Genomic DNA, 21627 nt, shown 5'->3' with positions numbered 1-21627 from the left:
GAAGCAGGAGTCTGCAACGGTTCACCGCCGAACTGTCCAGTCGCTCCGGTGGCAGCATGCTGACGTCCACAAGAGGCCACCGGGCCCCTTCCGGGGACCCGCCGATCTCTCTTGACACGCCTTTCCGGCAGGACCAAGTCTTTCCGGACGAGAGGACGGAGGAAGCCATGGCCGTGATCGGCGTGGTAGGCGCGGGCATCATGGGTACGGGTGTGGCGCAGGCGGCGGCTCAGTCGGGCCACCAGGTCGTACTGACGGATCTGGACGCCCAGACGCTCGACAGGGCGCGGAGCGCCATCGAGCACAACTGCCGTATGAGCCGGCTGCTGGGCGGTCCCGCGGTGGACACGGAAGCTGTGCTGGATGCCATTGAATTCTCCAGTGATCTGAAGGCGCTTGGGTCGGCCGGGATTGTTGTGGAGAACATCACCGAAAAGTGGGATCTCAAACGGGAGTTGTACCCGAGGATCGACGCCGTATGCGATCCGGAGTGTGTGTTCATAGCCAACACATCAGCGATTCCCATCACCCGGATCGCGTCGGCGACCAGCCGCCCCGACCGGGTGGTCGGCGTGCATTTCATGAATCCGGTTCCGTTGAAGAACGTGGTGGAGCTCATTCCGGGGCATCACACGTCCGAGGAGACTCTGCGACGGACCAGGGAATTCCTCGACTCCATGGGGAAGGTGCCGGTCCAGGTGCGGGACGCGAGTGGTTTCGTCTCGAACCGCGTCCTGATGCTGACCATCAACGAGGCCGCTTTTCTGGTGCATGAGGGCGTCGCCACCGCGCAGGCGGTGGACGAGGTGTTCCGGGGTTGCTTCGATCACCCGATGGGGCCGCTGGAGACCGCCGATCTCATCGGGGTCGACACCATCCTTCTCAGTATCGAGGTCCTCCACGACAGCTTCGGGGACAGCAAGTACCGGCCGTGCCCCCTCTTGAAGGAAATGACGGACGCGGGACTGCACGGCCGTAAGACAGGACAGGGGTTCTACTCCTACGCGACGCCGACACCAGTGGGAGCCTGACCATGCCCGACAGCCCTGCCGACCGGATCCGCGCCTTCATCGGCGGACGCTTTCCGGACATCACCTTCACCGACGACGAGGACATCTTCGCCCTCGGGTTCATCAACTCGCTCTTCGCCATGGAACTGGTGATGTTCATCGAGAAGGACATCGGAGTCACCCTGCCGAACGAGGAGTTGAAGTTCGACAGCTTCCGTACCGTCACGGCCATGGCCTCGCTGATCGGCCGTCAGGCGGCGGACAGCCGACCATGACACCCGCCTCCGGTGACGTGATCGCCGTACACGACCGTACGACCGCGCGTCTCTTCGCCGACACACACATCCGGCCCTACGCCGACGAGTGGGACCGGAGCGGACAGGTGCCCGACACGCTGCTCGACGCGGTGTCGGCGGCCGGCCTGTGGGACCCGTTCCCACCCGCGCCCGCCCAGGGCGCGGATGTCACGTTCGGAACGCTCGCCGAGATCCACGAGGAGATCGGGCGGGCCTGTTCCTCCGTACGGAGTCTGCTCACCGTGCACACCATGGTGACCTTCGCCGTACGGCGCTGGGGCACCGCCGAGCAGAAGGAACGCTGGCTTCCCGAGCTGGCCGCGGGACGTGTCACCGGAGCCTTCTGCCTGACCGAACCCGAGGTGGGAAGCGACGCCACCGCCGTGACCACCACCGCCCTGCGCAAGGGCGGCGGCTGGGTGCTGAACGGCACCAAGACCTGGATCACGGGCGGCCAACTGGCGTCCCTGTTCCTCGTCTTCGCCCGTGGCCCCGGCGGCGTCGTGGCCCTCCTCGTCGAGCGGAACGCACCCGGCGTCGAGATCACGCCGATCGACGGCATGCTGGGCACCACGGCCGGCATGCTGGCCACGGTGGAACTGCGCGAGGCGCACGTGGGGCCGGACGCGCTGCTGGGGCCGGAGGCCTTCGCCACCGGGATGGTGCTCACCGGAGTACTCGACCTCGGGCGGCTGAGTGTCGCGGCGGGGTCCGTCGGCATCCTCCAGGCCTGCCTCGACGCGTGCACCGCCAGGACCGCCCGACGGGAGGTCGGGGGAGTGCCGCTGCGTGAACGTCAGCTGATCCGGGCGAAGATCTCCGACATGGTCACCGACGTCACGGCGGCCCGGCTCCTGTGCGCGGAGGCCGCCCGGCTCAAGGACGCCGGCGAGGCAGAAACGATCATGACGACCATGATGGCGAAGTACTTCGCCTCGACCGCGGCGGCACGCCATGCCTCCGAGGCCGTACAGATCCATGGAGCCAGTGGCTGCGCACCAGGCAGCCCCGTCGCCCGGTACTACCGGGACGCCAAGGTGATGGAGATCATCGAGGGCAGCTCGGAGATCCAGCGACTGACCATCGCCGACGCCGCCTACCGAACGGCAATGAACCCATGACTGATTCCCTCTCCGACGACACGAACGCCCGCCGCGCCAGGATCAAGTGCGTGGTCTGGGACCTCGACAACACGCTCTGGGACGGCATACTCCTGGAATCCGGGGACGCGGCCGACGTCCGGCCCTTCCCGCGGGTCGTCGAGCTGATCCGGCTTCTCGACCAGCGGGGCATCCTGAACTCGATCGCCAGCAGGAACGACGAGCAGGCGGCCATGAAGCGGCTCGCCGCCCTCGGACTCGCCGATCTGTTCGTCTATCCCCAGATCGGCTGGAATCCCAAGTCCGAGTCGGTCGCCGAGGTCGGCAGGTCGCTCAACTTCGCCACCGACGCGCTGGCTTTCGTGGACGACGACGCCTTCGAGCGGGCCGAAGTGGCCCACTCCCTGCCCGATGTGTTCTGTCTGTCTCCGGCCGACCTCGACGGCGTCGCCGAACTCCCGGAGTTCATGCCGCGTTTCGTCACCAGCGAGTCCGCACGGCGGCGCGAGATGTACCGCAGCCAGACCGTACGTGAGTCGCGTGAACAGGACTTCGAAGGCACCCCGGACGAGTTCCTGGCCGAACTGGAGATGGTCTTCACCATCCGCAGGGCGGAGGTCGACGACCTCCAGCGGGCCGAGGAACTGACCGTCCGCACCAACCAGCTCAACTCGACGGGCCGCACCTACTCCTACGAGGAACTCGCCGAACTGGCCACCAGTTCACAGCATGTCCTCCTGGTCGCCAGTCTCTCGGACCGGTTCGGCGACTACGGCACCATCGGTCTGGCCCTGGCCGAACGGGGCACGCCCCACTGGCACTTGAAGCTTCTGCTGATGTCGTGCCGCACGATGTCACGCGGTGTCGGGACGATTCTGCTGGGGCATGTCATGGCGCTCGCCAGGGAGGCGGGCGCGGAGGCACTGCGCGCCGACTTCGTCGAAACAGGCCGCAACCGGATGATGCGCATCACCTACGCCTTCGCCGGCTTCAGCGAGATCGACAAGGACGAATCCCGGCTCGTCCTGGAGTCGGACCTGTCCCGCATCCAGGAGCCGGCCCCCTACATCAGAGTGATCGTCGAGTCCTCCGCGGAATCCGGGCCTTCGGGGATCCCCGCAGAAACAGGAGTCACACCGTCATGAAGCCCGCGGCACGCCCCCTGGTGATCTCGCCCCGTTACCAGGGCCTTGACCAACTGACCAAGCGGGTCCGGCTGGCCGAGCGGCTCGGTGTGGACCAGGTCTGGCTGGAGCAGCAGCCCGATCAGCGGGACGCGCTGCTGACGGCCGCCGCGTATCTGGAGGCAGCCCCGTCCATCACGGTCGGCACCGCCGTCCTCCCCGTGTACGCGCGCCATCCCGTCGCGATGGCCCAGGCCGCCGCGACCATCGACGAGTTGTATCCGGGACGGTTCGTCCTGGGCATCGGCTACAGCCATAAATTCGTCAACGAGTATGTGCTGGGGCTCAGTCAGGGCAAGCCGATCGGAGTCATGCGGGAGTACACGGCCATCGTCACCGGCCTGCTGAACACCGGCGAAATAGGCTTCGAGGGAGAACACTTCACGGCTCACGCCCAGTACACCGGGGGCCGGGGCGCCGTCCCGCTCCATCTCGCGGCGCTGCGCCCGCAGATGATCCGGCTGGCCGTGCAGATGACCGACGGAATCGTGATCTGGCTCGCCTCACCGCGCTACATCAGAGAGCGGATCATGCCGGTGATACGGGAAGCCTGCGCCGAGTTCGGGAAGGACCCGGACAGCTTCTCCGTCGTCACCATCCTTCCCTCCTACACGGGGGACAACGAGGCCGACCAGATCGCCGGCTGGGAGAAGTCCGCAGCGTCCTACCGCATGCTCCCCTACTACCGGCACGTCCTGGAGGCGTTCGGGAAGCCCGATCCCCGCGAGTTCGCGCTGATCGGCTCCCGGGCCCAAGTGCGGGAACGGCTGGCCGAGTTCCGGGAACTGGGCTGTGTCCCGGTGCCGTCCCCGATGCCCGGCTCCGAGGAGGAGTTCGTTCAGACGGTGGAGGCCGTGTACGGCGACGCCTAGGCCGTGTCCGGTGGCGTGTCTTGGATCAGGCCCTGGATGTCCCCCGCCCCGCAGGCGGCCCCGGGAAGAATTGGTTGATCATGGAAAGTACGGAGTCCCCGGTGGCCGGGCTACGGGTCCCTCTTGGACAGGGCGAGTGGCTCGTATGGCGTGACTTCGCCGTACGCAGCTCGGGATTCCCGCTGTCCCGGCTGACCTCCACCGCCGACGAGATGTGCGGCGCCCTCGCCGACAAATACGCCGAAGACCCCGCCGCCGAGGCGGAGTTCCGCGCGTACTGGCCGACGGCCCTGGAGCGGAGCTGCCGGCGCATGCTGGAGAACGTCGAGTCCGGCGGCGTCCGGCAGGCTCTCCTGTGGCAGAGTCCCGGGGCTCTGGACCGCGTGGTCACCTGGCTGCACGACAGCGTCGGCAAGGGAAGCTATCTGCGGAACAGACGCCAGAAGCGGGACGAACTCACCCTCGTCAAATACCTCCAGCGCTACCACACGAAGAACGAGACGATCGGCTTCTTCGGACCGGTGGCCTGGGGAACCTTCGCCGGCCCCGGGGAGGAGTGCCGTGCCGTACCCGGGCCGCGGCTGTTCAAGGACCGGTCGGTCATCTTCGAGGTCTGGGCCCTCGCGGCTCTGGGCGATACCTTCGCCGGTGACATCGAGATCCGCCGGCATCTGCCACCGGCGCTGTCACCCCAAGTGGCCCTGCACGGGCGGGCCGTGCTGCGTTCCGATGCCCCGATGCTCGTACTCGACCGTACGCAGGCACTGGTCTGCGCGCTCTGCGACGGCCTGCGTACTCCCCGAGAGATCGCCGACGAGCTGACGCGTGCCGGCGGGACGACGCGCGTGGGTGACGGTGCGGTGGTGGCGCCGGACGCCGGTGATCCCGTCGACGCGGTCCTGGAACACCTCGACGCCCTGGTCGGCAAGGGCGTCGTCAACTGGGGTTTCGACATCCCGCCCAGCCCGGACGCCGCGGCGGCCCTGCGCGACCAACTGAGCGGGCTCCCCTCGTCGTACGGCCGGGACAGGGCTCTGGCCACACTCGGCGAACTGGACCTGTCGCGCCGCGACCTGCCCTGGTCGGACGTCCCCGCGGCACAACTGGAAGCGGCGCTGAACGGTCTCGACGCCCAGTTCACCGAGGCCACCGGGGCGGCCGCGTACCGCGATTCGGGTCACGCCGCCAAGGGGCGACGCGTGGTGATCGAGGACTGCGCCCGCGATGTCGATGTCACCATCGGCACCGGGTTCCTCGACGGGACCGCTGCGGCGATGCGGCCTCTGCTGGACAGCGCCCGGTGGCTGATGCACCGCCTGGGCGACGCCTACACGACCGTCCTGGACGACACCTTCACCAAGCTCGGCGGTGGGCAGGGACAGGACGTACCCCTGTCGCAGCTGACGGCGCTGGCGATACCGGAGATCCAGACGGGCGCCGCCGACGCTCCGGTGATCGCCGAATTCCAGGACCGCTGGCGCGAGGTACTGGAGTACAACCCGCTCCGGGCCAGACAGGACTACCGCACGGAGGAGATCCGGGACGCGGTCACCAAGGTGTTCGGCACACCTCAAGGCGCCGTGCTCCCCTGGCACTCGGCCGCCTACCACAGTCCCGACCTCATGATCGCCGAGGATGCCGGCGCCGGTGGGACCTTCGCCGTCATGGGGGAGATGCATCTCTCCCAGGTGAGCCACAACTCTCGCAACTTCAGTCGGTTCCACCCCGATCCGGAGCGTCTGGTCGCCGCCGGGGACGAGCATGAGCACCCGACACCGTGGCATGTCCCGCTGTATCCGCGCAGCGTGGACAACCTCACCTCGCACTGGTACCCGACACCGGAACTGCAATCCCGGCGGCACACCTATCTGTCGTTCGGCCCGCGCTGCGGTGCCCGGCCGGCTCCCCGTGACCTCACCGTACGAATCGACGCACTCGCCGTCCGCAGATCGCCGCAGGGTCTGATCACGGTGCGCACGGACGGCGGCGGACCCCACGGGCACGGCACGCCGCTGCTCGAAACCGTGGCCGAGATGCTGGTCCAGCGCGCGACCGACCACTTCAGGCTCATGGCTCCCCTGGAGCACACGCCACGGATCACCATCGGAAGGCTCGTTGTCGCGCGGGAGACCTGGCGGCCTCTCGCGGCCGGCGTCCCCGTGGGCAAGGGGACCGACGAGGCCGCGGCGTTCGCACGCCTCCGGCAGTGGGCACGCAGGCTGGGCATGCCCCGGCACATGTTCTGGCGCGTCCCCTGGGAGTCCAAGCCCATCTACCTGGACTTCGCCAACCCCCAGTTGGTGGGCCTGTTCGCCATGACCCTGCGGCGCGCCAAAGCGGGCGACGGCCACCGCGTCACGCTCACCGAAATGCTTCCGCGCCCCGACCAGCTGTGGCTGCGAGACGCCGGGGGCAGCACTTACACCAGCGAGATCCGGCTGGTGGCCGTCGACAACTCACGGAATTTCTAAGGCATTCGAGGGGGAACACGTGTCACAGGCGAGCATCCCCGACGGCACCGCGCAACTGGCCGGCCCCACGGTCGAACGCGGCGCCCCGTACGGCATTCCAGGGCTGCTGCGTGCCACCCGGCTCCGGCAGCCCGACACGGTCGCGTGCGAGGAGAGCGGGGGACGGTCCCTGACCTACGCCGAACTCGACGCGCTCAGCGATGCTTTCGCGGACGACATCCTGACCGCGACCGGCGGGGAGACCGGCCCCGTCGCCCTCGTACTGCCCCGTGGCGCCGACATGCTCACCGCCTTGTTCGGCGTCCTCAAGGCGGGCTGCTGGTATGTGCCGTTCTCGCTGGACGAGCCGGCGGACCGGCTCGTACCGATGCTGCGTACCGCTCGTCCGCTCCTGGTCGTCGGCGGCGCGGAACACACCCACGCGGCGTTCCAGGACTCCGGGATCCCCCGGCTCGCCGTCCGCCGGGACCTCGGCGGGGCCCCGCGTCCGCCACGGGATCTGCCGAAGGCGGCCCCGGACCAGCCCGCGTATCTGATGTTCACCTCCGGATCGAGCGGCACGCCCAAGGGAGTTCTGCAAGGAGCCGGCGGTGTGGTCAACCGCGTCCTGTGGCAGGTGGAGCGTTACGGCTTCTCGCGCGACGACCGGATCCTGCAGAAGACCCCGTACACCTTCGACGTGGCCGGATGGGAGTTCTATGTGCCCGTGGCCGCCGGCGCCCGCACGGTGGTGCTGCCCGAGGGGGACCACCGGGACCCGATGCGCCTCACCCGGTTCATCCGTGAACACGCCATCACGGCATGCCATTTCGTACCGTCCATGCTGACGGAGTTCCTGCGGGTGGCGACACCCGGCGACGTCTCGTCGGTGCGCCACGTCTTCGCCAGCGGAGAGGCTCTGCCCGCGCCCCTGTGCGCCGCCTTCCACGAGGTCTTCGAGGCGGCGGAACTGACCAATCTGTACGGGCCCACGGAGGCGGCCATCGAGGTGTCGTACTGGCCGGTGCCCCGCTCGCTCACCGCCGGTGACCAGGTCCGCATCGGACGGCCGGTCGACAACACCACCCTGCATGTCATGGACGAGGACGGCCGGCCGGTCTCCCTCGGCACGCCGGGTGAACTGTGGATCGGCGGGACGCAGGTCGCGCTGGGATACGTGGACCGTCCCGAGGCGACGGCGAGGGCCTTCCCCGAGATCGACGGGCGGCGCTTCTACCGGACCGGTGACCTCGCCCAAGTCGTGGACGGCGAGATCCAGTTCCTCGGACGCGCCGACCACCAGCTCAAGGTCCGGGGTGTCCGGGTCGAGGCCGCGGAGGTGGAGCGCGCCCTGCTGAGGCATCCGGCGGTGAAGGACGCCGTCGTGGCCGCCGTCACCGCGGACGGCGCGGCTGGCGCGGACGGCGCGGAATTCCTGGCGGCGCTCACCTCCACGCACCCCGAAGCGCGCCCGGAGGCGGGGGAGTTGCGGACCCATCTCCGGGGTCTCCTGCCGGCGGCCTTCGTCCCCGCCGGCTTCCACTGGCTCCCGTCGATACCGAAGCTCACCTCCGGCAAGTCCGACCGGGGCGCGGTCGGTGAACTGCTGCGTTCCTGGTGGGCCGTGACGGAGCGCCCGGCCGAGGAGGAACCGGGGAGCGATCCGCTCGGCGCCCTGTGGTGGTCGGCCCTGCCCGCCGGCCAGGCCGGGGAGGAGGACCAGGGCTTTCTCAGCATGGGCGGCCACTCGCTCCAGGCCGTACGGCTGACGGGACGCATCCGCGCCGAACTCGGCGTGGAGGTGCCGCTGTCGCTGCTGCTGTCGGACAACACCTCGCTGGCCGGCTTGCGGGCGGCCGTCCGGACGGCGGCACCCGGGGGCGGGCCGGCGGCCCCCGACGTCCTCACCGGTCCGGTCCCGCTCGCCGCCGGACAACGGGCGCTGTGGCTCATCAGCAGTCTGCACGGGGACCGGGCCGCGGCGTACAACGTGGTCGGCGCGGTGCGGCTGGCCGGCCGTGTCGACGTCGCCGCCCTCACGTCGGCGCTGGAAGATGTGACGGTCTGTCACCAGGCCTTCCGCATACGTGTCGTGGAGAGACCCGACGACGAGCCCGCGCTCGAAGAGGTACCCGACGCGCGTGCGGCGCTCACCGTGCACGACACCACGGACCGGCTGTCCGAGGACCGGATGACCGAGTTCGTCCGCCGGGTCGCCGGTATCCCGCTGTCCCTGTCCCAAGCACCGCTCATGGCCGTCGGGTTGCTGCGCGGGCGAGGCGACGACGAGGCGCTTCTCGTCCTGTCCCTGCATCATCTGATCGCCGACCAGCACACGCTCGATCTGGCGCTGCGGGATCTGGCCACGGCGTACCGGGGCAGGTCGCACGAGGCCACGCCGTCGCTGCCTCCGGCGCTTTCGCCGGCTCCCGCGCCTTTGCCGCCCCCGGCCCCTTCCCCGCCTCCGGCACCCGCCTCGGCACCCGCCCCACCTCCCGCACCTTTGCTTCCTCCTGCGCCCGGCTTCCTCGGCCACGCGGCTGTCCGGGCCGACACCGGCCGCCTCACGAGCGACCTCACCTACTGGAAGAAGCTGCTCGGCGACGCGCCGACCGATTCCGCACTGCCCTTCGGACGCCCCGGTGGGCAACCATCGAGTTTCGCCGGCGAAAGCGTCACCCTGCGGCTGGACAGCGCGGACAGCGGACGCGTCGACGCGTTCTGCCGCGACCACGCAGTGACACCCTTCAATCTCTTCGTCACCGCCCTCGCGACGGTGGTACGGGGCTGGATCGGGCGCGACACGTTCGTCCTGGGAATCCCGGTCTCGCGGCGCCGGACGGCTGACCAGGACGAACTGGCCGGTTTTCTTCTCAACACCGTGCCGCTGCTGCTCACCGCGACCTCCGGCACCACCCCGGCGATGCTGCTCCGGCAGGTACGCAGCCGTCTCACCGAAGCGGTCGAGCACTCCACCCCGGACTTCGAGGCGATCGTCCGGAGCCTGGAACTGCCGACCCGCCCGACGGACAACCCCCTGTTCCGGATCTGGGTCAACGACCTGTCCCAGGCGGAGCCCGTACCGGCGTTCGATCCGCTGAAGGCCACAGCCTTCCGGGCGGCAGGGCACGCCGCGCTCTTCGACGTCAACTTCTACATCCGGCGCGAACCGCACTACACAGTGGAAGCGATCGTGGCGTCCGACCGCCTGCCGGTGGACATCGCCGACCATCTGCTCGACCAGACCCGGCACGTCCTGCGCCAGATCCTGGACAGCCCCTGCCTCCCGCTGAAGAGGATCACTCTGGCGCCCGGCGCCCCTGAGGCGTCGGTACCGATGCCCCCGGCCGAGGGGGAGAGGAACGACAGCGTCGTAAGCCGGATACGGACCATCGCCGCCCGCACTCCGTCCGCTCCCGCCGTCAACAGCCCTGCGGAGGGCATCGGTTGCGGCTACGAGGAACTCCTCACCCACGCGGACGGAGTCTCAACCGCCCTGAAAGCAGCGGGAGTCGGACCGGGTGACCCCGTGCTGCTGCACGGCCGTCGAAGCGCCGCCCTGGTCTGGGCGCTCCTGGGTGTCTGGGGAGCCGGTGCGGCACCCGTACTGACGGACGCCTCGTTGCCTCCAGAGGTCGTGAACCAGTACCGCGACCTGGTCGACCCCGTCGCGGAAGTCACCATCCGCCCGTCCGCGACCCCCGCGTGGAACGTCACCGCCCTACGGGACAGGGGCGACACCTCCACCGGTCGGGGACTGCCCTCCCTGTCACACGTCCTGTTCACCTCTGGAACCACCGGCACCCCGGCGGCGGTCGTGGCCTCCCACGCGGCCCTCACCCACAACCTGGACTGGTACCGCACTTTCATCGGCCCTTCGGCTTCGGACCGCGTCGCCCTGCTCGGAGGGCTGGGGCACGACCCCCTCCTGCGTGACATCCTCGTACCGCTGCTGTCCGGCGGCACGCTGGTGGTTCCGCCGCAGACCGCCCTGGCCACACCGCGTGCCCTGTTCGACTTCCTCCGCCAGGAGCGGATCACTCTTCTGCACGGCACGCCGGCCCTGCTGGAAATGATCGCGGCGGGCCACGAGGAACAGCCCGCACACCGCCTTGACGCTCTGCGCTCCGTCCTCTCCTGCGGCGCACCCCTCACGGCCGGACTCGCCCGCAGAGTCCGTGAGTTCACCGACGCCCGGCTCATCAACGGGTACGGAGCCACCGAGACGCCGCAGATCGCGTCGTGTCATGTCGTCGCGGAGAGCGCCGGGAAGGTCGACCCGCGCCTGTCCGACGAGGAAGCCCTGCCCGTCGGCACCGGCGTCGCCGGAGCACAACTGCTGGTGGTGGACGAAGGGGGCGCGCCCTGTGCTGTCGGGCAGCGGGGGGAGGTCGTCGTACGCGGCCCCCATCTCGCGCTCGGCTATCTCACCGACGACCGCGACGCCGACCGCCTCTCGGGCCACACCTTCCACACCGGTGACCTCGGCCGCCTGGACCCCGACCACAACATCCGCCTCGACGGCCGCGGCGACCGTCTGGTCAACGTCAACGGTTTCCGTATCGCCCTCGCCCAGATCGAGGACGCGGCGCTCCGACACCCGGACATCCACCGTTCCCGGGCCCTGCTCGCCCCAAGCCCCCTCGGCGACCGACTGGAACTGCACGTGACCCCCCGGCCCGAAACCTCACTCACCGGCCCGGACGTACGCCGCCACCTGTCGGCCGTCCTTCCTCCCCACGCGATGCCGTCGGCCATCACCGTCGGCGACCAACTCCCCGCCCCCGGCCGCCACAAGGCCGCGGGCGCCTTCCGCCGGACGGCACCCCCGCCCACTCCGTCCGCCGAAAGCACCCCACTGCTCGCGGAGTTCGCGGCCCTGGCCCATGAAGCGCTCGGCACCCCGATCGACGTCGACGGCAACTTCTTCGACGTCGGCCTCACCTCGATCACCCTGCTCCGCTTCCACCGACTGGTGACGACCCGGCTCGGCCTCGATCTCCCGGTCTCGGCGCTCTTCACCTACCCCAACCTCCGCACCCTCGCCCACCACGCCCACCACCCCACCCACCCCGAGGCGCTTCCCCCCAGAAAACGCCCCCACCCCACCTCCTCCGCATCCCGCCGCCGCGCCTTGCGAACCCTCCTCACCCACCCGAACACCCCAGAAGCCCCGTAGGGTCTGTCGAACCAGACCATGAGCCGTACGTTCTCCGGGTCGTGCAGTTCGCCGAGCGTTCGCATCACTTCCCAGACCGGCCCCAGTGGGCGGTGTCTCCGGTGACCACGCGACGGCTGCGTGCGCCGGACTCATCGGTCTCGTCCCAGTTGGCGGCGCTCAACTCGGCCCAGGTGATCCAGGTGGTGCCATGGACGTACGTGGGCCCGCCGTGGCCGGCGAAGTCGGCGCGTACCCCGTTGGAGGCGTCCCCGGGCAGTCCGCGCTCTTCGGCCAGCGGCCGGAACCCGAAGCTGTTGCGCACCCCGAAGAGGCAGGCGAAGGCCGAACCGCCGGCACCGCCCGAGGAGAAGACGGACTCGCCATGGCGGAGCGAGCGGTTCGCCAATCGCGTCCGAGCGCGGCACGCCACGGTCCACGCGCTGCTGGAAGCCGGCCACAGCTGCCGCTCCATCGGGCGTCAGCTCCAGATGACCCACCGCACCGTCAAGAGCCTCGCCGACGCTGCGAAGCCGGAAGACCTCTTCCGCGGCCAGTGGCAGCACAACAGGACCTCCGTCCTCGACGAGTACAAGCCCTACCTGGACGAACGTTGGGACGAGGGCTGCACCAACGCCTGGAAGCTCTGGGAGGAGATCGTTCCCTTGGGCTATCGCGCCAGCTACGGCCGGGTCAGCGCCTACCTTCGAGAGAAGCGCACCTCGCCACGGCCGGTCACCGCGCAACCGCCGGCGCCCCGCGTGGTGACGAGATGGATCCTCAGCCGACCCGAGACGCTGACCGAGATCGAACAGCTCCGGCTCAGGGCCGTCCTGGCCAACTGCCCCGAACTCGATGCCCTGACCGCTCACGTCCGGTCCTTCGCCCACATGCTCACCGAGCGCCAGGCTGAACGACTCCCGCAGTGGCTCGACGCCGTCCGCCAGGACGACCTGCCCAGCCTCCACACTCCCGCAACCGGCATCGACCGAGACCGCGACGTGGTCATCGCCGGCCTGACGCTGCTGCCCTGGAACTCCGGAGTCGTCGAAAGCCACGTCAACCGGATCAAAATGCTCAAGCGCCAGATGTTCGGCCGCGCAGGCTTCCAACTTCTAAGCAAACGGGTCCTGCTCGCCCCGTAGCCATGTTGTCAGTCCCTGATGCGAGGATCCGGGCGACCTTACACAAAGGAGATCAGCATGGGCACCTGGGACACCGGCCCCTTCGACAACGACACAGCCGCAGACTTCGCCAACGCTCTCGACGACACCGAGCCCGAGGCGCGCGAAGCCCTGATCCGAGGCGTCCTCATCCGGACGATCGACGCCACCGGCTATCTCACGGAAGCAGAAGAGGCGGTGGCCGCCGCTGCACTCATCGCGGCGCAATGCCCGGGAGGCGAACCCGTCGACATGCCCTACGGCCCGGAAACACCCATGCCCGTGTTCCCTTCCGACCTTCGGGCACTCGCCGACGAAGCCCTCGCCCGCATCGCCGGCGACGAGGACGGGCCGGCCTCAACCTGGGTCAGCCAAGAGGACTGGAAGCAGTGGCGGTCCATACTCACCCGCCTTCGCGCAGTGCTTGCCCCGCCCCCACCCTCCATCACTCTCTTCGACGTCCAGCCATAACGGAGCGTCACTCGGCACCGAAGCTGAGCCAGAACCGTTCTCGTGAACAAAGCCAGTCCCCCTCAACGGTCGTGAGAGGGACCACTGTTGCTTGTGCTTCCGGCACTCAGGAGACCTGGTGGTCGAGCTTTCCGGCCCCGGCGGTGGACACAAACCGGGACCATGCACCGCGCGGGATGGCCAGGATTGGGCCGCTTCGATCCTTGGAGTCGCGTACGGCGACGCTGTCCTGCATTGAGGCAACCAGTTCAGAGGCTTGTTGCTCGTCTCAGCGTTAATGGGATTTCAACCTTTGGGCCAGGTGGTACACGAAGTCCGGTGTTTCTTCCGGGGTGAGAGCGTGGCTGGACATCTCGTCCCAGCGACGCGTGAACCGCTCGTACTCGCGCGGCTTGTCGGACGTGGCGACAGCGCCCCACGCCGTATCGACCTGAACCAGTGGGCGGAGCCCTTCTCCCAGGTCGAGAATCGCGAAATCGTGGGCCGCGCGGTATCCAGTCCCCTTCCCCCTCCAGGGGAAGCACCCGAATCTGGACGTGATTCAACCTGGAAAGCATGGCCAGTTCTTTCCGCTGCCCGCGCATCACTTCTTCGCTTCCCACGGTCGCGCGGACGGCGTACTCGGTGAGAATGGCACGTACGCGTACGGGCTCAGGTTGACGCTGGAGCACCCGGCGCTTGCGCTCCATGCGCAGCTCGGCATGGGTTCTGACGAACTCCGTGGTGGTCTCTTCGACCGGCGGGCCGGTCTCGTAGATCTGGCGGGCGTAGCCCTGGGTTTGCAGGAGCCCGTGCACGCCCGTCGATGAATGAGCCGGTTCAAGCGCAACGTCGAGCCGCGCCAAGGCAGCCAAGACGAAGGTGGCGGTCGCTCCTTGGGCCGACCGGAGCTGTACGCCGGTCACTCACGGCGCGGGGCAGCGTCGCCGGGCCCCGACCTGCGCGCCCGTGCTGGAGTAACTCCTCGGTGGGCCGCGTGGTGGCGGTGTGACCTGGCCGAAAGCAGCCGTGTGCGGGCGGGAGGGCGGGGAAAATCATGTGGCCATGCCGAACAACGTGTACTTCGACATAAGGTCCGACAACCAGCCCCTCGGGCGAATCGTGTTCAAGCTGTACGACGACGTGGTGCCCAAGACCGCCCGCAACTTCCGGGAGTTGGCCACAGGCGAGCACGGCTTCGGCTACGCCGGGTCGCCCTTCCACCGGGTCGTCCCCGGCTTCGGGCTCCAAGGCGGCGACTTCACCAGAGGCAACGGCACCGGCGGCAAGAGCATCTACGGTGAGATTTTCCGGACGAGAATTTCACGCTGAAGCACGACAAGCCCTTCCTGCTCGGCATGGCCAGTCCCGGGAAGAACTCCAACGGCTCGCAGTTCTTCATCCCCACCATCGTCACTGGCTGGCTGGACGGGAGCCAGGTCGTGTTCGGCGAGGGCGTGGAGGGCGTGGACATCGTCAAGGTGATCGAGAAGCTCGGCAGCGCGTCGGGCAAGACCTCGAAGAAGATCATCGTCTCCGCCAGCGGGACGGTGTAACAGCGGATCGAACGCCCGTCGCGTAACCACCCGGACGGCCTTAAGGCAGACAAGGCGAACAAGAAGCAATAGCATAACGCCTCCCTCGAAGCCGCCGAGCGCGCAGACCAGCTCGGACACCGTCCGGACACGGCAGCCGATTCGCCGGCCCATAGAACGCACGAAGCCCTTCCCGTAGTTCGCGTACGGAAAGGGCTTCGCCGCGTTCAGGCGTGCCGTCAGAACCCGCGGTCCCTATTCCAACGGCTGATGTGCATCGCGTACAAAACGTTGCCGATTCCTGCGGTCAGCAGAAGGAGCCAGAAGTGGACCCAAAACGACTGCCGCCTACGGCCTCGCCGACCGTACCCGCCGATGGACGCGGCAGCCGAGGCGGAGGCGTTGTTGTTGATGATTACGGTCGGAACCTGTCCCGCCTGGGCGGGCTGCTGGTCCGGTGTTGTTGTCATGACTCGTCCCCTCTGGGTGGTACGCAAGAGCGAAACGCACCATAGAGGCACAGATCAGATAGCCAAGGCGGAATCCACCACACTTCACCCGGTCGTGGTTCGTCACCCAGAAATCCCGGCAGTGTCCGGCCGTCGTGCTCTTCAGGCCGAGTTCACCAGCGCCTTCCGACGTCGCTTCACCGAGTCAACGAAGATGCCCGTGCGGTGGAGGAACTCCGTCTCAGCGATGCGACCCATACGGTCGGGCAGTGGCCATGGGTAACCGGCTTCGTAAGCTGCGTTGGCGATCTCGGAGCGCAGCGTTTCCGACTGCCGCAGGTACTGACCTCGAATGGCAGCGAGGGCGTTGCGCCGGCGCACCGCCGGAGTGTCCGGCGTCCTATAACAGGGCGTCCCCATGACGTTGTGCCTGGGGTTCTCGGTCGCGATCGCTTCCATCTCGCGGTTGTAGGCGTGGCCGCGGCTCTCGACCCATTCGTCTGTGCGGCGCGATCGCGGACGTCAAGCCGGACGCCTACGAGGAGATGACCCGTCTCGTCCACGACGGCCGCCCCACCGAGGCCGTGGACTACGCGAAGCAGCCGCTGCTGGTGGCGCACGACGGCGAAGACATCATCGCCGCCTCGCCGAGCGAAGAGATCGCGTACCGCAGCACACCCGCCTCAGGCCGTCTCGTCCTCGCCGGTACCGACGCACAGCCCCTCGCCCTGGCCGCAGTGCGCCTCGCGCGGGAGGCGATTCGTGGTCAGCTCCTCCTCGACGGGTGGGCCGTGCTCCACTCCTCCGCGGTCGTACGGCCGGACGACGGTGCGACCCTCCTCACCTTCGGTGAACTCCTCGCCAACGACCGGGTATTGGTCCGGCCCACAGGGGAGCGGGACGTCGAGGTCGTGCCCTGGCCGTCCGCTGCCGCGCTCGGCCTCGGCCTGCTTCACTCGCTCGGCTGGGACGTCACCGCGCGCGAGCACCTGCGGGCCGGGGGCAGCTTCCACCCGACTCGGCACGAGTCGGTGACCAAGGCGCTGCTCGCCGGCGACCACACGCCGCTGTGGGAGAACGCGAGGCGGGAGCGGAAGGTCCAGGTGTTCCCGGACCAGTTCCCGGACCTGTTCGACCTGCCTCTGGCCACCGGCGGCCGGGCGGCCGGACTCCTCTTCCCCCAGGTCGACGCCGACGCGGCGCCGGACACCGTCGACGGCACCCGGACTCTGGGTGAGTCGGACTTCATGTCGGGTGCGACGGAGGACCGGTACCCCGACGTCTTCGGGCAGGCTCAGGGGGTGGACGGTGGTGGTCGGGAGAGCGCGCGTGCCGCGGTAGCAGCACGCCTCGCCGAGCTGCCGCACCGCACCGTCCGGCCGAGCCACGACATCCCGGCGAGCGCCGCCGTGCTGACCAAGGTCGCAGACGCGATCGACCGGGAGGCGGCGCCAATGCAGTTCCTCGGTGAGGGTCTGTAGGTGCTCTCGTTTTTGGTTGTGGCACCCAGCCAGACTGTCGACGCCCGGGTCAGCCCTGGCGTCGCACGAAGCCCTGACCTGCGAGTACTTCTCGGGTACTTCTGCCGAATCTGGGTGTGAACTGGGTGTGATCTTGAAGGAGTGAGAGGCAATTGAGAGGTGTCTCAGGTGTTAGCCATCGGCACAACTGACGGGGACACGCTTCGCGGATGATGTCGGACGCGGAGAGCCATTCGCCCTAAAACGCAGGTCAGGCCCTTGATTCTCCAGAGAATCAAGGGCCTGACTCTTGCTTGATGAAGTCGGGGTGGCGGGATTTGAACCCACGACCTCTTCGTCCCGAACGAAGCGCGCTGCCAAGCTGCGCTACACCCCGATGTCGCCCGTGTCGCTGCGACATCGATTACTTTAGCCCACCCGCGCCCGCAGGCGAAATCCGGTTTAGGGCGCCGTTGAGGGTGGTGCGGCCCCCGTCAGAGGCGGGGGACCAGCGTCAGGAGGGTAGCCTCCGGGGGGCAGGCGAAGCGGACCGGGGTGTAGCGGTTCGTGCCGCAGCCCGCGGAGACGTGGAGGTAGGACGTGTGGCCCCCCGCGTCGTACGTGGAGAGGCCCCTCGCGCGGTCCGTGTCCAGGTCGCAGTTGGTGACCAGTGCTCCGTAGAACGGGATGCGGAGCTGGCCCCCGTGGGTGTGGCCGCCCAGGATCAGGGGGTAGCCGTCCGATGTGAAGGCGTCCAGTGTGCGGAGGTACGGGGCGTGGACCACGGCGATCGAGAGGGACGCGTCCTTCTCCGGGCCGCCCGCGACCTCCGTGTAGCGGTCGCGCTTGATGTGGGGGTCGTCGAGGCCCGTGAAGGCGATCTCGTGGCCGTCGATCTTGAGCCGGCCGCGGGCGTTGGTGAGGCCCACCCAGCCCGCCTCGTCGAAGGCGTCGCGCATCGGCTCCCACGGGTTGTGGACGACGTTCACGGCCGGTGCGTTGCCGTTCAGACCGTGCTTGCCCTGGGCCTTCTCAAGGAGGTAGCGCGCCGGGTTGCGCAGTGCGGGGCCGTAGTAGTCGTTGGAGCCGAAGACGTAGACGCCCGGGAACTCCATCAGCGGGCCCAGCGCGTCGAGCACCTCCGGTACGCCCTCCTGGTCGGAGAGGTTGTCGCCGGTGTTCACCACGAAGTCGGGGCGCAGGCCGGCCAGGGAGCGGAGCCAGCGCTGCTTCTTGCGCTGGCCGCGGACCATGTGGATGTCCGAGACCTGGAGGATCCGGAGCGGTCGCATGCCCTCCGGAAGTACGGGTACGGAGACCCGTCGCAGCCGGAACGAGCGGGCCTCGAAACCGGCGGCGTAGGCGATGCCGGCCACGCCGACGGCCGCGATTCCTGCGGTGACTTTCAGGGGGACTCCGTAGCGTGCGCGCATGGTGTCATCGTCGCAGACTCGGGCCGCCCGGCCGGGCACACCCCGGCGGCCCGGAAAACCGGACGGCGCGCCGTGGGGCGTACCTGACACACTGTCCGTATGACCACGCTCAAGTCCACGCTGCACGACGACCTCATCGCCGCGATCAAGGCACGCGACGAGCTGCGCTCCGCCACCCTCCGGCTGACCCTCGCCGCGATCTCCAAGGAAGAGGTCTCCGGCAAGGAGGCGCGCGAGCTCTCCGACGACGAGGTGCGGAAGGTGATCGCCAAGGAGGCCAAGAAGCGCCGCGAGGCGGCCGAGGCCTTCGCGCAGGGCGGGCGCGCCGAGCAGGCCGAGCGGGAGAAGGCCGAGGGCGTGCTGCTCGACGCGTATCTGCCGCAGCAGCTGACCGACGACGAGCTGGGCGAGATCGTCGCGCAGGCCGTGGGCGAGGCGAAGGCCGCCGGTGCCGAGGGGCCGCGCGCCATCGGTGCCGTCATGAAGATCGTCGGGCCGAAGGTCGCCGGGCGGGCGGAGGGCGGCCGGGTCGCCGCCGCCGTCAAGCAGAAACTGGCCTGAGCCTGAACGACATCAAAAGCCTGAAGGCATGAAGAAGGGGGCCCGACGAATCCTGATCGTCGCGGCCCCCCTTCCTCTGCTACTGCCTAGCCGAACGTCCCCGGGAAGCCCGGGAACGGATTGTCCCCGTTGCCGTCGCCGTTGCCCGGGTCCTGGTCGCCGTTGTCGCCGTCGCCGTTCCCGCCGCGGGAGTCGCCACCGCCGTTCCCACCGTTGCCGTTCCCACTGTTGTCGTTCCCGGGCTTGTCGCGGTCCCGGTCACGGTCCTCGTCCCTGTCGCCCTTGTCCTTCTCCGGGTTCGGGATGTTGATGGTGTTGAAGGCGGGCGCCTCCTTGCCGTCCAGCGCGCCGCTCATCGCGTCGCGCCAGATCGGTCCTGGCACCGCGCCACCGAAGACCTTGTCGTGGTACTGGCCGCCGATGGTGATGTCCACCATCTTCTTCTTGTGCTGCGGGTCACCGACCCACACCGCGCCCGCCATGTTCGGCGTGTAGCCCACGAACCACGCGGCGAGCCGGAAGTCGGTCGTACCCGTCTTGCCCGCGCTCGGCCTGCTGCCGAGCCCGGCCTCCTGGCCCGTACCGTCCTCGACCACGCCCTCCAGCAGCGTGTTTATGGTGTCGGCCGTCTTCTCCGACATCGCCCGCGAGCAGGTCGACTTCGGGACGTCCAGTTCCTTGCCGTTCGGGCCGGTGATCGACTCGATGGCGATCGGGGTGCAGTACGTGCCGCGGTTGGCGAACGTCGCGTACCCGGACGCCATCGTCAGCGGCGACATCTCCTGCGTGCCCAGCGTGATCGACGGGACCTGGTCGATCGGCTTGCCGTTGGCCCGCTCGACGCCCATCTTCCTGGCCAGCTCGGTCACCGGGCAGACGCCGATCTGGCTGATCAGCTGTACGTAGTAGGTGTTGACCGACTTGGCGGTCGCTTCCTTCATCCCGTACGGGCCGACCTCGGTCTCGTTCTCGTTCTCGACCGGGACGCCCTGGTCCGTCCACGGGCCCTTGCAGGTCTGCACCGGGCTCGGGTAGTCCATCTGGTACGGCGAGGGGTACGACTGCGTCGGCTGGATGCCCTGCTCCAGGGCCGCCGCCGCGACGATGGGCTTGAACGTCGATCCCGGCTGGTAGCCGGCACCGCCGCCCATGTCCTCGTCGACGGAGAGGTTCATGTACGTCTCGTTCTTGCCGCCGCCGTACGGCCGCGACTGGCCCATCGCGAGGACCTTGCCGGTGCCCGGCTCGACGATCGAAAGCGCCGTGGCGACCTCGTCCGTCTTGTAGACGTGGTTCTTGATCGACTCCTGCGCCGATTCCTGCGCCTGCGGGTCGAGCGTCGTACGGATGGTCAGTCCGCCCTGGTTCCAGACCTTGGCCCGGTCCTCCTGCGTCTTGCCGAAGGCGGGGTCGGTGAGGAACACCTTCCGTACGTAGTCGCAGAAGAAGCCCGCGCCCTTGACCGCCGTGATGCAGCCGTTCTTGGGAGTGCTGACCTTCAGCGCGATCTCGGTGTTCTTCGCGCGGTCGGCCTCGGCCTGCGAGATGTCCTTCACGTCGGCCATGCGCTGTATCACGGTGTTACGGCGCTTGGTCGCCTCTTCCTGGTCGTTCACCGGGTCGTACCGGCTCGGCGACTGGACGAGGCCCGCCAGCAGCGCCGCCTCCTCCAGCTTCAAGTCCTTGGCGGACTTGGAGAAGTAGCGGTGCGAGGCGGCCTCGATGCCGTACGCCTGCTGTCCGAAGAAGGTGATGTTCAGGTAGTTCTCAAGGATCTTCTTCTTGCCCAGCTCCTCCTCGACCTGGATCGCGAACTTGAGCTCGCGGATCTTGCGGCCGATGGTCTGCTGGGTGGCCTGGGCGACCTTGTCGGGGTCGTCGCCGGCCTCTTCCACGAAGACGTTCTTCACATACTGCTGGGTGAGGGTCGAGGCGCCCTGGGAGACGCCGCCCGACTGCGCGTTGCGATTGGCCGCGCGCAGAACGCCCTTGAGGTCGACCGCACCATGCTCGTAGAAGCGTGAGTCCTCGATCGCGACGATCGCCTTCTGCATGTAGGGCGAGATGTCGGTGAGAGGGACCACGGTCCGGTCGCGCGAGTAGACGGTGGCGATGGGGCCGCCGTCCTTGTCGAGGATCGTGGTGCGCTGACTGAGCGGCGGCGTCTTGAGATTGGCCGGGATCTCGTCGAATCCCTCGACCGTCCCCTTGGCCGCCAGGCCCAGAACTCCGAAGGCGGGCAAGGCGATTCCCGCCAGTACGGCTCCCGCGAGCACACTGACACCGAGGAACTTGGCGGCCTGCTGGGTCCCGGTCAGACCGCCGCCCGAGCGCTTCTTTGGCATGACAGCAGCCTACGTTCTCATTCGCCGGACACACACAAAGGCTCTGGCCTAAGCTGCACTCAACTGTCACAGCAGTGCGGTTTCGTATCAAGTCACCGACGTGAACATCCGGCTAACCGTAAAGCGTCGGAAGTCCCGTCCGATTCCGCCCGGTACGTCCT

At 68.4% G+C, this 21627-nt stretch carries 17 protein-coding genes, 1 tRNA gene and 2 pseudogenes; 12 read left to right on the top strand and 8 right to left on the bottom strand.

The window, feature by feature from the left end:
- Positions 1-167: 167 nt before the first annotated feature.
- The 7 genes from ACFWV8_RS11230 to ACFWV8_RS11200 all read left to right on the top strand — a co-directional run bounded on the left by ACFWV8_RS11230 (position 168) and on the right by ACFWV8_RS11200 (position 12091).
- On the top strand, positions 168-1031 hold the full coding sequence (locus ACFWV8_RS11230; RefSeq protein WP_384199818.1) for a 3-hydroxyacyl-CoA dehydrogenase family protein: 864 nt from the start codon (positions 168-170) through the stop codon (positions 1029-1031).
- Between the two features lie 2 nt (positions 1032-1033).
- Positions 1034-1285 (top strand): acyl carrier protein, encoded by a 252-nt coding sequence (locus ACFWV8_RS11225; protein ID WP_384199816.1) that lies wholly within the window; start codon positions 1034-1036, stop codon positions 1283-1285.
- Positions 1282-2427, top strand: coding sequence for an acyl-CoA dehydrogenase family protein (locus ACFWV8_RS11220; RefSeq protein ID WP_384199814.1), 1146 nt, complete (start codon positions 1282-1284; stop codon positions 2425-2427). Before ACFWV8_RS11225 ends, ACFWV8_RS11220 begins: the two co-directional genes overlap by 4 nt.
- A complete protein-coding gene (locus ACFWV8_RS11215; RefSeq protein WP_384199812.1) occupies positions 2424-3551 on the top strand; it encodes an HAD-IIIC family phosphatase in 1128 nt (375 codons plus the stop codon). The genes ACFWV8_RS11220 and ACFWV8_RS11215 overlap by 4 nt, the downstream gene beginning before the upstream one ends.
- A complete protein-coding gene (locus tag ACFWV8_RS11210) occupies positions 3548-4462 on the top strand; it encodes an LLM class flavin-dependent oxidoreductase (protein WP_384199810.1) in 915 nt (304 codons plus the stop codon). The genes ACFWV8_RS11215 and ACFWV8_RS11210 overlap by 4 nt, the downstream gene beginning before the upstream one ends.
- A gap of 80 nt (positions 4463-4542) precedes the next feature.
- Positions 4543-6933: a lantibiotic dehydratase gene (locus tag ACFWV8_RS11205; protein ID WP_384199808.1), complete on the top strand. Its 2391-nt coding sequence runs from the start codon at positions 4543-4545 to the stop codon at positions 6931-6933.
- A gap of 19 nt (positions 6934-6952) precedes the next feature.
- Positions 6953-12091 carry an amino acid adenylation domain-containing protein gene (locus ACFWV8_RS11200; protein WP_384199806.1) on the top strand — a complete coding sequence of 1713 codons (5139 nt, stop codon included), beginning with the start codon at positions 6953-6955 and terminating at the stop codon, positions 12089-12091.
- Positions 12092-12155: 64 nt separating this feature from the next.
- Here ACFWV8_RS11200 and ACFWV8_RS11195 read toward each other — a convergent pair whose 3' ends face one another.
- Positions 12156-12395 carry a hypothetical protein gene (locus ACFWV8_RS11195; RefSeq protein WP_384199804.1) on the bottom strand — a complete coding sequence of 80 codons (240 nt, stop codon included), beginning with the start codon at positions 12393-12395 and terminating at the stop codon, positions 12156-12158.
- Here ACFWV8_RS11195 and ACFWV8_RS11190 point away from each other — a divergent pair.
- Together ACFWV8_RS11190 and ACFWV8_RS11185 are read left to right on the top strand one after the other, a co-directional pair.
- A complete protein-coding gene (locus ACFWV8_RS11190; RefSeq protein ID WP_384199802.1) occupies positions 12388-13215 on the top strand; it encodes a transposase in 828 nt (275 codons plus the stop codon). The genes ACFWV8_RS11195 and ACFWV8_RS11190 overlap by 8 nt on opposite strands.
- Before the next feature lie 57 nt (positions 13216-13272).
- Positions 13273-13704, top strand: a complete 432-nt coding sequence (locus ACFWV8_RS11185; protein ID WP_384199800.1) for a DUF4259 domain-containing protein — start codon at positions 13273-13275, stop codon at positions 13702-13704.
- A gap of 106 nt (positions 13705-13810) precedes the next feature.
- Here the strand turns inward: ACFWV8_RS11185 and ACFWV8_RS11180 are convergent, their stop codons facing one another.
- The 3 genes and pseudogenes from ACFWV8_RS11180 to ACFWV8_RS11170 form a co-directional block, all read right to left on the bottom strand.
- Complete coding sequence (locus ACFWV8_RS11180; RefSeq protein ID WP_384199798.1) at positions 13811-13939, bottom strand: DUF397 domain-containing protein; 129 nt, start codon at positions 13937-13939, stop codon at positions 13811-13813.
- Positions 13940-13978: 39 nt separating this feature from the next.
- On the bottom strand, positions 13979-14245 hold the full coding sequence (locus tag ACFWV8_RS11175) for a Scr1 family TA system antitoxin-like transcriptional regulator (RefSeq protein ID WP_384199858.1): 267 nt from the start codon (positions 14243-14245) through the stop codon (positions 13979-13981).
- A pseudogene (locus tag ACFWV8_RS11170) lies at positions 14223-14609 on the bottom strand (Scr1 family TA system antitoxin-like transcriptional regulator); the annotation flags it as partial. The gene ACFWV8_RS11175 and the pseudogene ACFWV8_RS11170, both read right to left, overlap by 23 nt.
- A gap of 139 nt (positions 14610-14748) precedes the next feature.
- Between ACFWV8_RS11170 and ACFWV8_RS11165 the strand changes: the two are divergent.
- Positions 14749-15239: pseudogene (locus tag ACFWV8_RS11165) on the top strand (peptidylprolyl isomerase).
- Between the two features lie 590 nt (positions 15240-15829).
- Here the strand turns inward: ACFWV8_RS11165 and ACFWV8_RS11160 are convergent.
- Entirely contained in the window at positions 15830-16126 is a 297-nt protein-coding gene (locus ACFWV8_RS11160) for a hypothetical protein (RefSeq protein WP_384199796.1), read from the bottom strand.
- 86 nt (positions 16127-16212) lie between these two features.
- Here ACFWV8_RS11160 and ACFWV8_RS11155 point away from each other — a divergent pair, with 86 nt between their 5' ends.
- Positions 16213-17148 carry a hypothetical protein gene (locus ACFWV8_RS11155; RefSeq protein ID WP_384199794.1) on the top strand — a complete coding sequence of 312 codons (936 nt, stop codon included), beginning with the start codon at positions 16213-16215 and terminating at the stop codon, positions 17146-17148.
- A gap of 302 nt (positions 17149-17450) precedes the next feature.
- Here the strand turns inward: ACFWV8_RS11155 and ACFWV8_RS11150 are convergent.
- Both ACFWV8_RS11150 and ACFWV8_RS11145 read right to left on the bottom strand, forming a co-directional pair.
- Positions 17451-17524, bottom strand: a tRNA-Pro gene (locus ACFWV8_RS11150).
- Positions 17525-17621: 97 nt separating this feature from the next.
- Positions 17622-18560, bottom strand: coding sequence for a metallophosphoesterase (locus ACFWV8_RS11145; protein ID WP_384199792.1), 939 nt, complete (start codon positions 18558-18560; stop codon positions 17622-17624).
- A gap of 99 nt (positions 18561-18659) precedes the next feature.
- Here ACFWV8_RS11145 and ACFWV8_RS11140 point away from each other — a divergent pair, with 99 nt between their 5' ends.
- The gene (locus tag ACFWV8_RS11140) at positions 18660-19121 is read left to right on the top strand and encodes a GatB/YqeY domain-containing protein (protein ID WP_384199790.1); all 462 of its coding nucleotides are present in this window, start codon (positions 18660-18662) and stop codon (positions 19119-19121) included.
- An 86-nt stretch (positions 19122-19207) separates the two neighbouring features.
- Here the strand turns inward: ACFWV8_RS11140 and ACFWV8_RS11135 are convergent, their stop codons facing one another.
- Positions 19208-21466: a transglycosylase domain-containing protein gene (locus tag ACFWV8_RS11135; RefSeq protein WP_384199788.1), complete on the bottom strand. Its 2259-nt coding sequence runs from the start codon at positions 21464-21466 to the stop codon at positions 19208-19210.
- Positions 21467-21627: the final 161 nt, after the last annotated feature.

Origin of the sequence: Streptomyces sp. NPDC058665 (assembly GCF_042714995.1) — a bacterium.
Classification (GTDB): domain Bacteria; phylum Actinomycetota; class Actinomycetes; order Streptomycetales; family Streptomycetaceae; genus Streptomyces.
This window is presented reverse-complemented; position numbering and strand designations above follow the sequence as displayed.

Coding starts and splice junctions, on each gene's coding strand:
- ACFWV8_RS11185 (WP_384199800.1), top strand. CDS start 13,273: ATGGGCACCTGGGACACCGGCCCCTTCGACAACGACACAGCCGCAGAC.
- ACFWV8_RS11210 (WP_384199810.1), top strand. CDS start 3,548: ATGAAGCCCGCGGCACGCCCCCTGGTGATCTCGCCCCGTTACCAGGGC.
- ACFWV8_RS11145 (WP_384199792.1), bottom strand. CDS start 18,560: ATGCGCGCACGCTACGGAGTCCCCCTGAAAGTCACCGCAGGAATCGCG.
- ACFWV8_RS11160 (WP_384199796.1), bottom strand. CDS start 16,126: ATGGAAGCGATCGCGACCGAGAACCCCAGGCACAACGTCATGGGGACG.
- ACFWV8_RS11180 (WP_384199798.1), bottom strand. CDS start 13,939: ATGCAGGACAGCGTCGCCGTACGCGACTCCAAGGATCGAAGCGGCCCA.
- ACFWV8_RS11215 (WP_384199812.1), top strand. CDS start 2,424: ATGACTGATTCCCTCTCCGACGACACGAACGCCCGCCGCGCCAGGATC.
- ACFWV8_RS11230 (WP_384199818.1), top strand. CDS start 168: ATGGCCGTGATCGGCGTGGTAGGCGCGGGCATCATGGGTACGGGTGTG.
- ACFWV8_RS11140 (WP_384199790.1), top strand. CDS start 18,660: ATGACCACGCTCAAGTCCACGCTGCACGACGACCTCATCGCCGCGATC.
- ACFWV8_RS11225 (WP_384199816.1), top strand. CDS start 1,034: ATGCCCGACAGCCCTGCCGACCGGATCCGCGCCTTCATCGGCGGACGC.
- ACFWV8_RS11135 (WP_384199788.1), bottom strand. CDS start 21,466: ATGCCAAAGAAGCGCTCGGGCGGCGGTCTGACCGGGACCCAGCAGGCC.
- ACFWV8_RS11220 (WP_384199814.1), top strand. CDS start 1,282: ATGACACCCGCCTCCGGTGACGTGATCGCCGTACACGACCGTACGACC.
- ACFWV8_RS11155 (WP_384199794.1), top strand. CDS start 16,213: ATGACCCGTCTCGTCCACGACGGCCGCCCCACCGAGGCCGTGGACTAC.
- ACFWV8_RS11205 (WP_384199808.1), top strand. CDS start 4,543: ATGGAAAGTACGGAGTCCCCGGTGGCCGGGCTACGGGTCCCTCTTGGA.